The organism is Ohtaekwangia sp., from assembly GCF_036568665.1.
GTDB lineage: Bacteria > Bacteroidota > Bacteroidia > Cytophagales > Cyclobacteriaceae > Ohtaekwangia.
Genome location: NZ_DATCSD010000267.1, coordinates 1 through 16,438, shown reverse-complemented (window position 1 = coordinate 16,438; position 16,438 = coordinate 1). Strand labels below are relative to the sequence as shown.

General features: G+C 44.6%; 11 protein-coding genes. 6 read left to right on the top strand and 5 right to left on the bottom strand.

Annotation, left to right across the window (positions count from 1 at the left end; translation table 11 throughout):
* On the top strand, window positions 1-760 hold a 760-nt coding region (locus tag VIN08_RS14720; RefSeq protein WP_331966590.1), incomplete at its 5' end, for an archaemetzincin.
* Between the two features lie 272 nt (window positions 761-1,032).
* Here the strand turns inward: VIN08_RS14720 and VIN08_RS14715 are convergent.
* From VIN08_RS14715 to VIN08_RS14700, 4 genes are all read right to left on the bottom strand, one after another.
* Window positions 1,033-5,274, bottom strand: coding sequence for a hybrid sensor histidine kinase/response regulator (locus VIN08_RS14715; RefSeq protein WP_331966587.1), 4,242 nt, complete (start codon window positions 5,272-5,274; stop codon window positions 1,033-1,035).
* Window positions 5,275-5,563: 289 nt separating this feature from the next.
* Window positions 5,564-7,474 carry an SPFH domain-containing protein gene (locus tag VIN08_RS14710; RefSeq protein WP_331966584.1) on the bottom strand — a complete coding sequence of 637 codons (1,911 nt, stop codon included), beginning with the start codon at window positions 7,472-7,474 and terminating at the stop codon, window positions 5,564-5,566.
* A 61-nt stretch (window positions 7,475-7,535) separates the two neighbouring features.
* Window positions 7,536-7,679: a hypothetical protein gene (locus VIN08_RS14705; protein WP_331966581.1), complete on the bottom strand. Its 144-nt coding sequence runs from the start codon at window positions 7,677-7,679 to the stop codon at window positions 7,536-7,538.
* A gap of 284 nt (window positions 7,680-7,963) precedes the next feature.
* The gene (locus tag VIN08_RS14700) at window positions 7,964-9,136 is read right to left on the bottom strand and encodes an NUMOD4 domain-containing protein (protein ID WP_331966578.1); all 1,173 of its coding nucleotides are present in this window, start codon (window positions 9,134-9,136) and stop codon (window positions 7,964-7,966) included.
* Between the two features lie 442 nt (window positions 9,137-9,578).
* On the opposite strand from VIN08_RS14700, the gene VIN08_RS14695 reads away from it, so the two are divergent.
* The 5 genes from VIN08_RS14695 (at window position 9,579) to VIN08_RS14675 (ending at window position 16,092) form a co-directional block, all read left to right on the top strand.
* Entirely contained in the window at window positions 9,579-10,514 is a 936-nt protein-coding gene (locus VIN08_RS14695; RefSeq protein ID WP_331966576.1) for a trypsin-like serine peptidase, read from the top strand.
* Complete coding sequence (locus tag VIN08_RS14690; protein ID WP_331966573.1) at window positions 10,501-12,519, top strand: phospholipase D-like domain-containing protein; 2,019 nt, start codon at window positions 10,501-10,503, stop codon at window positions 12,517-12,519. Before VIN08_RS14695 ends, VIN08_RS14690 begins: the two co-directional genes overlap by 14 nt.
* Window positions 12,520-12,563: 44 nt before the next feature.
* Complete coding sequence (locus tag VIN08_RS14685; protein ID WP_331966570.1) at window positions 12,564-13,586, top strand: DUF2278 family protein; 1,023 nt, start codon at window positions 12,564-12,566, stop codon at window positions 13,584-13,586.
* A 1,057-nt stretch (window positions 13,587-14,643) separates the two neighbouring features.
* The gene (locus tag VIN08_RS14680) at window positions 14,644-15,492 is read left to right on the top strand and encodes a universal stress protein (protein ID WP_331966567.1); all 849 of its coding nucleotides are present in this window, start codon (window positions 14,644-14,646) and stop codon (window positions 15,490-15,492) included.
* Between the two features lie 189 nt (window positions 15,493-15,681).
* Window positions 15,682-16,092, top strand: coding sequence for an Rrf2 family transcriptional regulator (locus VIN08_RS14675; RefSeq protein ID WP_331966564.1), 411 nt, complete (start codon window positions 15,682-15,684; stop codon window positions 16,090-16,092).
* 44 nt (window positions 16,093-16,136) lie between these two features.
* On the opposite strand, the gene VIN08_RS14670 is transcribed toward VIN08_RS14675, so the two are convergent.
* Window positions 16,137-16,319, bottom strand: coding sequence for a hypothetical protein (locus VIN08_RS14670; protein WP_331966561.1), 183 nt, complete (start codon window positions 16,317-16,319; stop codon window positions 16,137-16,139).
* Window positions 16,320-16,438: the final 119 nt, after the last annotated feature.

The window sequence follows — 16,438 nt, the reverse complement described above, 5'->3', positions numbered from 1 at the left end:
ACCTGGCGATTGGCTATACGAGCATGAGGAGAAGGGTCAGTCATTTGAACAATACATAAAATTCAAACCTGTTTCTCCCAATGAAGTTCAAAAGAAAATATACCTGCAACCTGTAGGAACATTTTCTGCTCTGCAACAGGAGCTGATTAAATCAACCGCAGAATATCTCCGGATATTTTTTGGTTTGGAAATCATCATTCAACCCGCCATTGAGGATTCGATTATTCCATCCACTGCACGAAGATTACGGGAAGACGGTCACGAGCAATTTCTCACCACCTACATTATGGACTACCTGGAGAAAAATATTCCACAGGATGCCATCGTGATCATGGCCATCACAGTCAATGATCTTTACCCGGCCGATTCCTGGAATTTTGTTTTTGGCCAAGCCAGATTAAAAAAACGCGTTGGTGTTTCATCTATATACTGGTATACTGACGGACCGGTGGATTCTTCCAGTTATACACTTTGCCTGCAACGATTGATCAAAACATCTTCACACGAGATCGGTCACATGTTTTCGTGCGAACATTGTACACATGCTGTTTGTGTGATGAATGGTTCCAACAGTGTAGTGGAATCTGATTCACGACCGAACAGACTTTGTTCCGAATGCCTGAAAAAATTATACTGGAACCTTAAATTTAATTTACCCGAAAGATATAGTATGCTGGAAAATTACTTTTCGGCAAATAAGATGGATAACGACTATCAATTGATCAGTCGTGATCGGGAGGTGTTCTCTGCTAAACGTTAGTGTTATTCTATCAACTCATAACAATTCACGAATAACGGGTAACGAGGAACGTTCACTGAAGTGGTGTCTTAAATCCAACCTGCAAACTCACACCATTCAAATCTCCCTTATATACTTGTGTTGTAACGGGAATGCAGTAACGCTGAGCGCCAAAAGCAGAAAACTGATTTTGTTTCCCGCTGATCCCGATAGCTATCGGGATGAACGCAGATATATAGCTGAAAAAGATGAAAGTAAGGGTCGCTCTACTTTAAGCTTTATACTTTACGTTTCTAAGCTTCTTGCTTCGTCTGTAAACTTAGTGCCCACTTCTGTAGCGTCTTCATGAGTTCTTCGAGGTTTACGGGCTTGCTTATGTAGTCGTTCATGCCGGCTTTTATACATTGCTCACGATCGCCCTGCATAGCATTAGCCGTCATGGCTATAATTACAGGTTGTGTGCCGGGTTGTTCGCGAATTTTGCGCGAGGCTTCCAGGCCATCCATCTCAGGCATCTGCACATCCATCAGTATCAGGTTATGTCGCGATGCGGCCAGTGCTTCGAGCGCTTCGAGTCCATTGGATACAATATCGGGAGTATATCCTAATTTATTCAGTACATGCCGGGCGAGTTTTTGATTTACCGGGTTATCTTCTGCAATGAGTATATGCAAAGGATATTGCAGCGCAAAGTCATCGCGTAATGTTCGTGCCGTCTTGTCTTCCTGCGCTGAAGGCTTGTCATTTTTCCGGAGAGTCATCAGTATATTTTTATACAGTGTATTTTGCTTTACCGGTTTAGACAACACTGAAGAGAATACCTGATTGAATTGTTCGTTGCGTTCATCACCGATGGAGCTCAGCAAAATTACCGGTATATGCGCATATAGCTCGCGAATGCGCTTGCCCAATTGCAAACCATCCATCTCCGGCATTTGCATATCTGTTAGTACCAGATCAAAGTCGCGCGTTCGCTGCAGTATATCCAGCGCTTCTTTTCCGGAGGTAGAAAGTATAGGTATAGCATTCCAGAATCCCAATTGATTTTTGAGTATCAGACGATTCGTAGCATTGTCATCTACAATCAATATCTTTTTATTGGCCAGCGCATCTTTATCATGCACGTAGGCTTGCACGGGTTGCTCACTCAACTGCGTGCGTATCGTAAAGAAAAATGTAGTACCCTTGCCTACGGTGCTCTCTATCCATATTCTTCCTCGCATTAGTCCTACCAGTTTCTCTGATATCGCAAGCCCTAATCCGGTGCCTCCATATTTGCGTGTAGTAGAAGCATCTACCTGCGAGAAGGCGCGGAAGAGGCGATCTAATTTATCGGCCGGTATACCTATACCTGTGTCGTGCACTTCTACACGCAGTTCATATTCATTTCCCTCTTTACTTTGTACATGTATACTTACAAAAATTTCTCCCTGGTGTGTAAACTTTACCGCATTCCCTACCAGGTTTATCAGTATCTGTCGTAACCGTAGACTATCGCCTATAATGTGATCCGGCACATCATGATCCAGCTGGTATATCAGATCAAGTCCTATACCGGCAGCCTTATTAGCGAACAAATCCAGCACATCTTCCACACAGCTGCGCAGGTTAAAATCTTTATTCTCCAATTCCATTTTACCGGATTCTATCTTGGAGAAATCCAGTATATCATTGATCACCCCGAGCAAACTTTCTCCCGAGCTCCTGATGATCTCGGCGTACTCGCGCTGCTCCTGCGTAAGATTTGTCTCCGCCAGCAGCGAAGCCATGCCGATTACGCCATTCATCGGTGTTCGTATTTCATGACTCATCGTGGCCAGAAATATACTCTTGGCACGATTGGCATTCTCTGCTTCTTCGCGGGCGGTTTCGGCTGCTATACGCTGCTCCTGTATCTCGTCATTTATACTCTTCAAAAAATCGGTTTGAGCCTGCAATTGTTCATTCAGTGCATACATGTTCTCAGCTTGCTCCTCCAACGCTTCTTTTCGCTGCACGGCTTCCATGGTGCGTACTTTTACCTGGTGTTCGAGTTCCTGTTTTTGTTTATGAACACGATGCACGCGGATGCGCACAAAAAGATATATACCTCCCACTACCAGAAACACCATCAGCACGCGAAACCACCATCTATACCAGTAAGGAGGCGTAATGATGATTTTAACACGTGCACCATCTTCATTCCATAATCCATCGTTATTCGAGCCCCTTACGTGAAATGTATATTCGCCAGGGTCCAGGTTGGTATACGTGGCCGTGCGTTTGTTCCCTACATAATTCCACTCTTTATCAAAACCCTCCAGTTTATATGCATACTGGTTCTTTTCCGGAAGTATATAATTCAGGGCAGCAAACTCCAGGGTAAATACGGATTGATTATGCGCCAACCGGATTTCCTTTACCTGGTTGATATGTTTTTTCAGAACAGAATCTTCGCTGTGCACGGAGATAGAGCGATTAAATATCTGGAAATCGGTAAGATATACCGGGGGTATAAATGTATTGTCCTGCAAGCTAACCGGGTAAAAAGCATTGAGTCCGTTAGGTCCTCCGAAAAACATTTCACCGGTCCTGGCTTTATAGCACGAGTGCGATTTAAACTCATTTCCCTGAAGACCATCGGCTGTACTATAATTTCTTACAGACTTCGTGTCGGGGTTGAAGCGTGAAAGACCTTTGTTGGAACTGATCCAGAGATTACCATGATCGTCTTCCAGTATACTCCGGATCATGTTATTGGGAAGTCCGGCCTTCTCGGTATACGAGGTAAAGGTATTCGTCTTCGCGTCATACAGACTTATACCTCCTGCTGTACCAAACCACATGTGCTTGTTGTGATCCAGCAATATAGTTTCCACTACATCATGACTTAAACTTTTTGTATCTGATAAGTTGTTGCGAAAGTGTGTGAATTGCCCGGTGTGCCGATCGAGTTTGTTAAGCCCCGAGCCGGTGCCTACCCATATATTTCCTTCGGCATCTTCGCCAATACAATGTATAAAATTATCGCTCAAACTTTTTTTATCGCGCGGGTTCTGCTGGTACCAGGTAAAGTCACGACTCTCCGGGTGATATAGCCCTATACCTCCACCCCAAGTACCAACCCACAACCGCGAATCGCTTCCTTTAAACACAGCAGTAATAGTTGTAGCTGCTAAACTCCGTGGATTATCTTTCCCGGGCATATGGTGTGTAAATATACCGGTGTTGGTATCGAACAGATCAAAACCACCACGATGATATCCCAACGCTAATATACCTGGCTTTACCTCCACCACCGAGAGTACATAATCGCTTGCAAGGCTGTTGCTGTTACTTTCATCATGACGATAGCAGGTAAATGTTTTGGATACAGGATTAAACCGGTTCAATCCACCGCCATCTGTACCGATCCAGATGTTGCCCTTGCTATCGCCGGTAACAGATAAAATTATACTATTGCAAAGTCCCTTGCTATTGGGCAACTGTGTATATCGCTCAAACTTTTCACCAAAGCGTGGAACAAAGTTAACGCCACCCGACCAGGTGCCTATCCACATATTACCGATATCATCTTTATATATACTATAGATAGAATTGTTACTGACGCTGTTGTCATCAAACAGATCGTGTCGATACGTGGCAAACGAATTTCGCTTCTCATCCAGTATACTTACACCGCCATTCTCTGTGCCTATCCAGAGTTTACCGGTGGCATCTTCTGCAAAGGAAAGTATATCGTTATACCCTATACTATGTGCATTGGACGGATCATGTTGAAAATTTTTAAATGTATTCGTAGCAGGATTAAACAACGCTATACCACCTCCCTGTGTTCCGATCCATACATTCCCACTCGCATCGGTATATACACTCTTTATCCAGTTGGCACCAATACTGACCGGATCAGCCGGGTTATGTATATATCTTTTGACAAACTGCCCTTTTTCCGGGTTGAACCTGTTCAAGCCATCCTGTGTGGCAATCCACAGGTCACCACCAGGATCTTGTGTTATCCCGTAGATAAAATTCTGGTTCAAACTGAATTGACCATTATCGTTATATAGATACTGTTGAAATGTTTTCGTATTCCTGTTAAAAAGATATAGCCCCGTAGTAGTACCAATCCATACTCTCCTCTTGCTATCCTGGTATATATCGCGTACGGATATTACAGAATCGGTGGGACTGTAGTGTATAAATATATCGCGCTCGCGATCCATCAAATCAAGTCCGCTGCCTGTGGCAATCCACACATGATTCTCTTCGTCTTCGAGCAGATCGTATACATAATTATTACTGATGGAAAGTGTATCGTTGGGATCGTGACGATAAACCGAGAATTTATAGCCGTCATATTTATTCAGGCCTTCATCGGTAGCAAACCACATAAAACCTTTATTTCCTTTGAGGATGGCGTTTACATGATCCTGCGACAGGCCATTCGATGTGTTCAAATGTCTGAAGACTATATTCTTCGTTTGCGACCAGGAGGTTCCCGAATGCAACAAACTAACAAGGATCAATACAATGGTATAGCGAACAATGGCATACATAACAGTGTTGGTTAACCAAAACGTACAGAGTATATATAGCTTAGAATGACAGGCAAGAGGTGTTGCCTGTTCTCCGGATTTGGTGGCCGGAGATTACGTGCAGCAACATTCCTAATATACAAAACTATTCCATTGATATACCAGGCCAGATTTTTAAGCGGTCATAATAAAATAGAGTTTCTCCTATTTTAGGCGTTGTAACGAGTAATCACTACCAGACTAAAAGCACATAGTCATAAAAAAAGGGCAGCAGTTGCCGCCCTTTTAGCACTATACAATTTATGCATGATTACTTTTTGTTCGGATCGTTTTTCTTTGGATCCATCATCTCCATCAGTTTTAATCCGAGAAGTCCGTCCATAGCACTTCCATTGCTGTTCGTGCCTCCTCCAATCAACACATCCGGTATCAATTTGATGTGACCTTTCGAAAGTTCTTCGGTGATCTTGTATCTCGTAAAGTTTTCGCCACCGAGTGCTTTCACTGCGAGCTCGTATGCTTCTGCAGTAGATTTACCAATCGCGAGTATCTTCTCCGCTTCTGCATTACCGGTTACGGATATCTGCTCGGCCTGTGCAGAAGCTTTCAGTTTTATAGCTTCAGAGTCGGCTTGTGCTCTTGCCTTGGTAGCTTCGGCTTCTGCGTGTGCACGCATCTTGGTTGCTTCCGCTTCGGCACTTACCGAGAGTTTTACACTGGCAGCATCACCTTCCGATTTTTTCACGGCAGCGTTGGCAGTGCGCTCGGCTATCTCTACACTTTGCTGTGCACGCACTATATCTTTCTGCATATCGGCAATCGCAGTTTCTTTCTCCATACCCTGGCGTGTTTCCTGCGCCTTCTTCTGTGTTTCGTATGTGATTTTTTGTTCCTCGGCAATCTTACGATCGGTCAATGTTTTCATCAGCGACTCCGGAGGAACAATGTCTCCTATCAGTGTATCTACGGCATTTACGTTATACTCATCCAATACTTTTTTGATATGAAACTTCGCAGACTCCTGCCGTTCTTTACGTGTACTCAGGAAGGCGATCACGTCACTATCCTGCGCGGAGTTACGGAAGTAGTTACCAATCGTAGGTTCCAATACCTGCGATACCAGGTTGATCATGTTACCGAAGCGTGCAATTACTTTAGGAGCTTCTGTAGTGGGTACGTGTATGATCTGCGCCACATCCAGGTTAAAAGGGAAACCGTCTTTTGATCGCACTGTGATCGTAGAAAGATTTTTATCCAGGTTGTGTGCTTCACTTCTTGCACTTGCCCAGTTCAACACGAGGTTGGTAGTAGGCACCAGTTCTACTTTCATAGTATATTTATTGATCGGATATTTACCGGGGCCAAGTGGCTCCAGCCACACACCTTTAAAACCTTTCTGCACAATGTTACCGTGTTTAAATTCCGCACCGGTAAGGTCATGGCCATCCTGCCCTATATAGGAGATTACTACACCCACATATCCGATCGCGATCTCGGTCATCGGTATTTCTTCTACCTGCACAGCCCACGGATTCAGGTTATATGAACCCGCCAGAATTACCTGCGGCTGCAAACCACGATTACCACCGTTCTTGATAAACTTATCAAAGTCCTGGAAGTTGTTGTGACCTTCTACAGTAGTACCCGCTATTTGTCCGGCATCGATCGGCAAACCATCCAGCGTAGTAACTATACCTACACGACTTTCCTGTATGCGCACCATATCGGTGATCGATAACTGGAAAAGTAATGTGTTGATACGATATGAACCGGACGTGATATAGGTTGATTGTCTACCACGCTGACCACCGTTGTTCAAAAACTTTTCGGCATCCTGAAAGTTATCGCTGTCTACACGATGGCCGAGTATATTTCCGGTGGGTATTTCGGCACCGTCTTTCGCCAGCACAAGACCGATCTTACCTTCGGGTATAATGGTAAACTGTTCCATATTTACTTCGTACTGCCATACCCACATCCAGAAATATAGTCCTGGTGCAAGCGTCTTCGCCTGAAAACCTGCTTCACCCCTTGTGGCTACAATCCGGCCATCGGGCAACTCACGGTGCTCACCAAACAATACGAATTTCTTGGTAACCAACCCGATCCGGTCTTCCGGCACGATAACCATCCCAAAGAGGAATCGCAGTATATATTTATACAACACAAGACAGATTACCACAAAGGGTATCCACAGATAACTTAACATAGAATTTTCCATAGTTAGATTTTAATAAATTGTTTTATAAGTTTTTAAGGTAAAGTATATATAGCGACACCTATCAGAGATCGCTGATGATCGTAACAGGATTATGCTGATGCCGGATGAGGAAGTAAAAGATCAGTTCCGGATGTGATACCGCCCCGGGAACAGGACTGGTATAGTTTGAGATAATTTCTATTGTATTCAATGTATATCGGAACAAATAAAGTATGTTTCGATACCTGTTAAACTTTTCTTTCGACCGGAATGTTGCGGGTTGCGAACTATATATTTTTTAATCACAAAGAAGCTAAAAACGCAACCTTTCTGCAGTATATAGTAAATTTTGCCAACAGCCCTGTATAACCATACGGTGCACTTTTGCACTCGCTTGCAGCCAACGATTCTATGGCCACTAACCCGGCAACTAATTTTTACAGTGGTTTTCTTTTACAATCAATAAAATATAGTACACCTATACTATATGCAACTATATTTCAACAAGAGTTACTTTCGCTCTCGCACTTTCTTAAACGACCATACTCCGCGCTTCAGCATGAGGTTAGAATGATGCAGATTCAGTGAGTTGCCATCTTTATAGTAAACACGCAATGTTGAATCGGTTATATCAAATTTCTTTACGAACAGAAAATATACCAGGCGCGGAACGGAGATAAGCTTCTTTACACCATTGCTCGCCATGCAGGCAAATGCGCTTCCGGGAATTTCCTTTCCTTTAGGACCAAGCCTGAAGTCGATAGTAAGGCGTTGTATGCGTTCGGGCATCCACTTCTGCTGCTTGCCTTCTGAAATTTTCTTCAGCGCTTTTACCCTGCCTACAGACGACACCTGGTATAGTCCTTTATACCCGGGCACATCGTGCCAGCGTTCACCCTTCATACTTTGTGTAGAAAGATTCAGATAGGCAGGAGGATTTGCCAAATCAACTTTCTTGAGCCCCAGGCGTTTCTTCAACCCTACGTTGATCATATCCTGCTCGGCATTGCGACTGATCTTGCTCAGATCGAGCTTGCGTTTATGTATACCGGCCTTCCAGAAAAAACCTTTATACATGTGATCGGAGCCGCTTACTACTGCAGCTATATTTCGTTCGTTCAGCCCGGTGCGCTTGCCCGCTTCATACATGCTGGGATAACTTTCAACAGGATTACCCTGCGTATCAAACTGTGTTACCGGTTTGCTTAACACGGAAAGGTGACTCACCGCTCTGCCCTTCTCGTACGAAAGAAGTTTGATCGTCTGTATATCCGTTTTAACGAGGTTGGATATATGTACATTTCGTCCGTCATGATCATTGTACGAGATGTATATAGAATGATCGTCAAGATCGAACGCTTTTCCAAAAGTATAGTATACGAGGCGTGCTACGGAGAAATGATAGATCCTCCCTTCCTTATATAGTGTGATCAGCAACGTATACAGATTCTGCCCGATGGTTTTGTTCAGCTTTACATCGAGCTTGGATTTACGGATCATCTCTTTCGACATGTACACTCCGCCATGAGGTGAGTTCATGACGCGTTCGCGCGGCACAGATTTTACGCGGCCGTAATTAGAAATTCTATAGAGTCCTTCAAAGCCCGGTATATCTTTCCATTTTTCTTTTGGCAGACTAACCAGTGAAGTATTTTGATAAGGAAAATTCCCTTTGGTATCCATGGGCGCAAAATTAACACACGATTATACCAGCAGCATTACAAGGGGAATCCGTATTTATACGGAGGAATGTATCGTGATTTTACTAAGCCATAGGTATTTATACTAGAAGAAAGTTGCATACCGGGAACACACGTGGCTACACCTGTCCATTCTTTATTTACACAGAATTAATATACTGCTATTGACGAAGAGGCGGTAAACGAGTATCTTCGATATAGATTCCTTGACCCACCCGATCGCTGTTATTTGATCAAAGCCCACCTGGAATCAAAACAAGTATATATTTAAAAAATAAAAATTGCTACGCCACAGAAGATGGCGGTTGTTTGAATTGGCTGTTGTGACAACGCTTGTTGGATGTGTGAAATATACTGACAGAAGGGTAAAGCTTGTTAACGAAGGCCGATCCGCTATACAGATTGCCTAACCAAAACATATTGATATGCCCGAACCTGTTTTAACGATCAAAGACCTGGATGAATTGATCTCCAGCGACACGTATGTTCCTGAAGAAGATTCTGAAACCGAAGCGGCTGCCATCACAGCACCAGCACAACCCGTTGCAGGTAATGCTTTTGCAACCTATACCGAGTTGAACCCGCTTGCTAAAAATGGCGTGAGCGAACTTACCGTTACAAAAGAAACAGCCACCACCCGCACATTGTCGGATGCCGCTGTGGGTTCTTTCGGAGACCAGACCCTCGAACTCATTATCGGTAATGATGATCGGAAGAAAGTGCCCGACCCAACGGAGTTTCCCTGGAGAAAAATTGCTGCCCTGGTAATTACATCACAGTCGGGCTCACAATATGCGGGCACCGCCTGCTTCATTAGTCCGCGCGTATTGCTCACGGCAGGTCATTGTGTTTTTCTGCACGATGCCGGAGGCTTTGCCAAAACAATTGAAGTGATCCCAGCCTGGGGAAATAACAAACAGCCTTTTGGTAAATATGATGCTACACTCTTCAAAGCCTCCAACGGCTGGGTAAATGATCGTAACTCCGATTATGATTATGGACTAATTATCCTCGATGAGAAAGCCGATATAAATATAGGATGGTTTGCTTTCGCGGCAGCGTCAGACGAAAACCTGAGCAACCAGATCGTGAATGTATGCGGCTATCCGCACGATCCGGATAAGTGGCCGAATCAATACTATCACTCACGCGAAATAGATCGTTCTTCCAAACACAAGATATACTATACGGCCGATTCTACCGGAGGGCAGAGTGGTGCAGGGCTGTGGCTTACCCTGGGCGAGACCGAACGTGTTATTATAGGTATACACACTACCGGCAGCAGCACGACCAACTATGGCACACGCATTACCGAGCCGATGTTCAACAACTTTAAGCGCACAAAAGATGACTATCAATAGCAACAACAAAAAGGTTACCGATATATTCAAACCGTTCTTCGAACCGGGGTCGGAAGATATTGTTACACCCAATTTACCCGCCAATGGTAACGGGCACGCAACGGTAGCGCTGGAGCAATTTACCGGCACGCTGCGCATAGAAGATAACAACCCGATGCTATATATACTGGGTGGTGGCAAATTTCATGTAGCGTCCGGTAATGGCCAGATCAATTTTACCGAATACAACGACAAGGCTATTGTAATACGAGGCCTGCAACAGGGCGATACAATTATCAGCAAGGGAATAACATTACAGTCACAACCACCTTCTTCTGTTCGCAGTAACCGAACCAAAAATCCTCAGATGCAATTGCTGGCGGGTATCGTAACAGAGTTCGCAGAGGTATATAAAGATAAAGCTGCCGGATTACTCACAGCCCGACCCGGGTATAAATTTGAGAATGGAATCATTACCGCTCAGCCCGCTATAGTAGCAGTGGTGGAGAGAAAAATTCATAAGGCATCGCTTACGCAGGAAGATCTGCTGCCCTCCAGCTATAAAGGATATCCGGTAGATGTAGTACCGGCTTCGCCTATAGATATACTGCAATATCATCCGGAAGTAAAAACAGAGACTAACGTCATCAACCAGTTAAAAGCTATACAGGAGCCAACGTTTCTCGAAGCACTTACTGCTCCTGCGCAGGAAGCGGCCATATTGGAAGCCGCTCGACTCGGTAATAATTATACTCCGCCTCCTCATGTATCGCTGGATGAAGTACAGGCAGCAATGACACTCACCTGCCACGTGAGCCCGGAAGGTGGCTGGACCACGCTCGGTCCTTTCCTGGACGATACACAGGAACATCTGCAAGTAGCGATGTACGACTTCTCTGCCCCGCAGATATATAAGATGCTGAAGAAAGTAGTAAGGCGTGGCGTAAGCCTCACACTGGTATACGATGGCAACCCGGCTGCCAATGTTGGCAAAGGCACAAAAGTGGATGATGTGGCAGAAGACACAATTATTACGGCACTTACCAAACTCGGCAAGCAAAACTTTAAAAGTATAAAAGCGTGGAAAGGTAAAAGCGGTATCTGCAATAATGCTTATCATATTAAAGTAGCTGTGCGGGATAAAAAATCGTTCTGGCTCTCCAGCGGTAACTGGCAAAGCTCCAATCAACCTGACGAAGACTTTGCTTCCGACAATACTTTGCTGAAAGAGTATAACCGCGAGTGGAACATTATTGTAGATAACACGAAGCTATCGGATATATACTATAAATTTATTGAGTGGGATTTTACACGCAGTGCCGCTAAACCGGAAGCAGACCTGATCGAATCGTTCGAGCTGCCGGATATGTATCTGCCGGAAGAAACACTGGAGTGGAGCGAGATTGCCAAGTATAGAATATTTCCTCCCAAGAAGATCACCTTCACCCGAACGCGACCTGTGCGTATACAACCGGTGCTCACGCCCGATAACTATATCGAGCATGCGTTATCCATTATACGTTCGGCCAAGCGAACGCTATATTTCCAAAACCAGTATATATCTATCGGAGAAACGCTTACACCGGAGTATGAAGAGTTGCTCAACACACTCATGGATAAGATCAACGATCCGGATATAGATGCCCGGGTTATTCTGCGTGCACAGCGAAGCGATACTGATCGCAAGATGTTGGAAGCGTTACAGGCTTATGGCTTTGATATGAGCCGGGTAAAGATGATGAGCAACACCCATACAAAAGGTATCATTGCCGATGGCGAACGTATTCTTATCGGCAGTCATAATTACTCCAATGCAGGCGTGCAGTATAATCGCGATGCAAGCCTGCTGATCTATAACGATGTGGTGGCAAATTATTACCAGGATGTTTTTCTGCACGACTGGGAAAGAAGATCGCGCGCTTCTGTAACAGAAGAATCGGTTATCATCGGCAGCAGCAATACCGAAGCATCGCTCATCGATGATGGCCTGAGTAAAATAAGCTGGAAAGAATATTTCTCTTCGTAAAAAGTTATCCTAAAAAAAATTACTAACCCTCTAAATGTACTACTATGCCTATTAATCACTATGGAGTGCTGAAAGGAAAAGCGGTAGACCGGATTCAGGCTACACCCTCCAACGAACATTTCCAGATCAAGATCGATGCGGGTGGCCCGATACACCGCATAGCCGTAAACGTAAAATCGCAGTTGAGTCCTCCGGAAGTTTTGTTCTATCTCAATGACGATTATCGTCATGCTATTTTGCAAGATATACTGGATGCCAACTTAGCCGATGGCTACACGCACATTGCCTCGAAGTCGGATAGCATTGCCCTGGATTTTATCCGCAAGAATTTATTTCCACGCGAAGAAATGCGTGCTATACCTTACAACAAACCGGGAGCCGATAATGACCTGAATGAGAAGATCGACTTCTATATCCAGCAGGCTATACAGGAAAGCGATGCTCGGGTATATGCTTTTGGCGAGAAGTGGGGACCGGAAAATGGCAAGCCCGATAAATACTTTCACTTCGAGCCCGGCAATGGTATACATGATATACACATGAACCAGGGAAACTCCGGCCGCTATGCCAACGACAACGGTGTATACCAGGATGGCGGCCTGCTGTTGCATTTCCCTTCGCGCAACAAGTGGGTGGCGCTGTTCATTGCCTTCCAGGTGCAGAGCTGGCATACAGACGATGTTACCGGTCATCCGCTGGCCGATGTACCGCAGGATCATGAAGAGCAGCCGGAAAACTCTACGCCTATACGCATTATTGCGGCCATGGTAAATCCGCGCAATGTAGATGTAGGCAAAGAGTATATTATTCTTCTTAACAAATCCGATCAGCCGGTTGATATCGAAGGCTGGAAGATCGTAGACAAGACCAAGAAGAACACGGATGTAATCGACCGCAAAACCATAAACGGTGGCGATGCTATCCGCATAAACCTGAGTGGCAAAGGTGCGCAACTCGGCAACAATGGAGGCATTATTACTTTGCTTAACAAACAAGGTATAAAGATTGACGGAGTATCGTATACCAAGAAAGATGTAACACGCGAAGGATTTCTTATTGAGCTTTGAAATGGCTGCTGGCGATAGCTACAGGCCACTGGCTGCAGGAAAAATGAGTACTATATCTCATCACACCCAATCCCCACCTCACACTTCCTGCAGCCAGTAACCATTTGCCCCCGGAGAAATATATACCTATATCTCTTTTTTCCAGCATGTGTCAACCCGACCTCATCCAATCTTTGGCCTGGCGAGGGCATGTGCGGATTGGATGCAGACCAGGTAAGAACATGCGGGGTCACGCGCCCCGGGAGCGGCTATGAAATGCACTAAAAAAGTAAAGCAAAAGAACTATCTTATAGTAAGTAGAAGTATTCTTCCCTAGAAGAAAGAGCAAATATATACCTATGCATATGTCTTTCTCCCTTCCAGCATGTTTCAACTGGGCCTCGTCCAATCTTTGGCCTAGCGAGGGCGTGTACGGATTGGATGCAGACCAGGTGGAACATGCGGGGCCACGCGGCCCCGGGAGCGGCTATGGAATGCACCAAAAAGAGTAAAGCAAAAGAACCTATCTTATGGTAAGTAGAAATATTCTTCCGTAGAAGATAGAGCAAATATATACCTATTCATGTATGTATATCTTTCTCCCTTCCAGCATGTTTCAACTGGGCCTCATCCAATCTTTGGCCTGGCGAGGGCGTGTGCGGATTGGATGCAGACCAGGTGGAACATGCGGGGCCACGCGGCCCGGGAGCGGCTATGAAATGCTCTAAAAGAAGTAAAGCAAAAGAAACTATCTTATGGTTAGACTCCTTTCCATAGAAGATTAAGCGAATATATACCAATACACTCCACATCTTCCGGCAGTCAGCAGCCAGAATCCAGTAGCCATCCCATTTTCGCTTTTTACGCGAACCAACCGCACCGAAAATTTTGTTGTATTAAAAAAGCGGCATGTGTATTCCCGCATGCCCTGCTATTGCTTTGGTGATGTGTTCCCCGACCTGTGGATCTGCACCGTTGATCTTTCATAATACGCAACGCACGTTGCAGATCATGCCATGCCTCGCGGCATTTTTGAATTTTGCAGTTGATTTTTCTTTTCACTGTAAGTATAGAAATCATGAAAAAGATTCTGGTTCCCTGCGATTTCTCCGGCACGGCCATGCAGGCATTCGACCTCGCGGTAGAGATCGCTAAAAAAAGTAAAGGCGAAGTTCTGGTAATGCATGCCATTGAATTTGCGCCTGCTTATGAAACATCTTTTGTAGCACAGCCCTATGTTTTTAATGCCACCATGCAGGAAGAACTGGAGAAAGATGCACAAAAGAATTTTGAAGAGATGATGCGCACCCGCGACATAGATATCGATTCGTTGCCGGTAAGTTTTTATACCGATCATGGCACGATCACCGATACGATTACACAATTTATAGACGACCACGGTATAGATCTGGTGGTGATGGGCACACATGGTGCCAGCGGATTAAAAGAATTTTTTGTAGGATCGAATGCAGAAAAAGTAGTGCGCTTCTCGCATGTGCCGGTGCTCGCAGTAAAATCGCCCGTATCACTCACATCGCTTCACTCTATTGTGCTGCCAACGATGCCCGATCTGAGCCATCATCTGTTTGTGGAAAAAGTAAAGATGCTGCAGAATTTTCTGCAGGCACAACTGCATATACTCTATGTAAACACACCGGTAAATTATCGTCCTGAAAAAGATATACAGGCCGAGTTGAAAGACTTTGCCAGGTTCTACAAACTGGAGCACTATACGGTAAATATTGTTAACAGCACAGACGAGCCTACCGGTATAATAGCTTTTGCACACGATGAGCATGCCGATATGATCGCGATGTCTACCCACGGTCGCAAAGGACTGGCGCATTTCTTTAACGGCAGCATTGCCGAAGATGTAGTAAACCATGTGGATTGCCCGATATGGACCTGCACCCTGAACGAAGCGTGACACAACGCAACCAGACACCTTACCGCTTACCGTATATATCAAAAAAGGCTTCATCCGGAGCCTTTTTTATTGATGCATATATACTCCGTTAAAATATATTTTTAAATCAATACCTTTACGCAGAATAAATCGGCAGTAAGCTTCTGTGCCGAATGTAAAGTAAACGGTTACAAGCACCCTATATAAATTATGCTTTCAAAGAAATGTCAATATGCACTGCACGCCCTGCTTTACCTGGCAGAGCTTGATAAGGGAACTTCTGTTACTATTGGAGAAATAGCGGAGACTAAAAAGATTCCGAAGAAATTTCTGGAAGTGATTTTACTCGATCTGAAAAATTCAGGAATACTGGGCAGTAAAAAAGGAAAAGGAGGCGGCTACTATCTGAAACAAAGTGCCGACACTATACGCATCATTGAAGTAATACGACTTATTGATGGTGCCGTGGCTATGCTGCCGTGTGTATCGCTCAACTTCTATGCTTCGTGCGGCATGTGTTCGGATGAACAAACGTGTTCTATCAACCGGCTCTTCGGGCAGGTACGCGATGAAACCCTCAAGATACTTTCCGGCAATACACTATCAGACCTGGTAAAATAACAGGTGCTGAAATATATACTTTCACGATCTCTGCCGGTACATATTTACCCGTAGTAATCCACGATCTTCTTTTGAAGATACGTTACCTGCTGCTTGAGCTTGCTGTTATGCCTGCGCGATGCATCCAGACTTTTGCGCGTACGCTCCAGACAAACTTCTTTTCTCGTTAGCTGCAACTGAAGCCGCGTTACCTGGGCCGTCAGCTTTTCAATGTCCTTCTCTGTCATAAAACGATTGGCTGTAGTAGTCGCTGTATATGCCCGTTCATCACAGACTTTCTGTACAGCGGAACAAAATTGCTAAAAAAATTTTAAGTCTATAGAATTAATAGACTATTTTTGTTTTT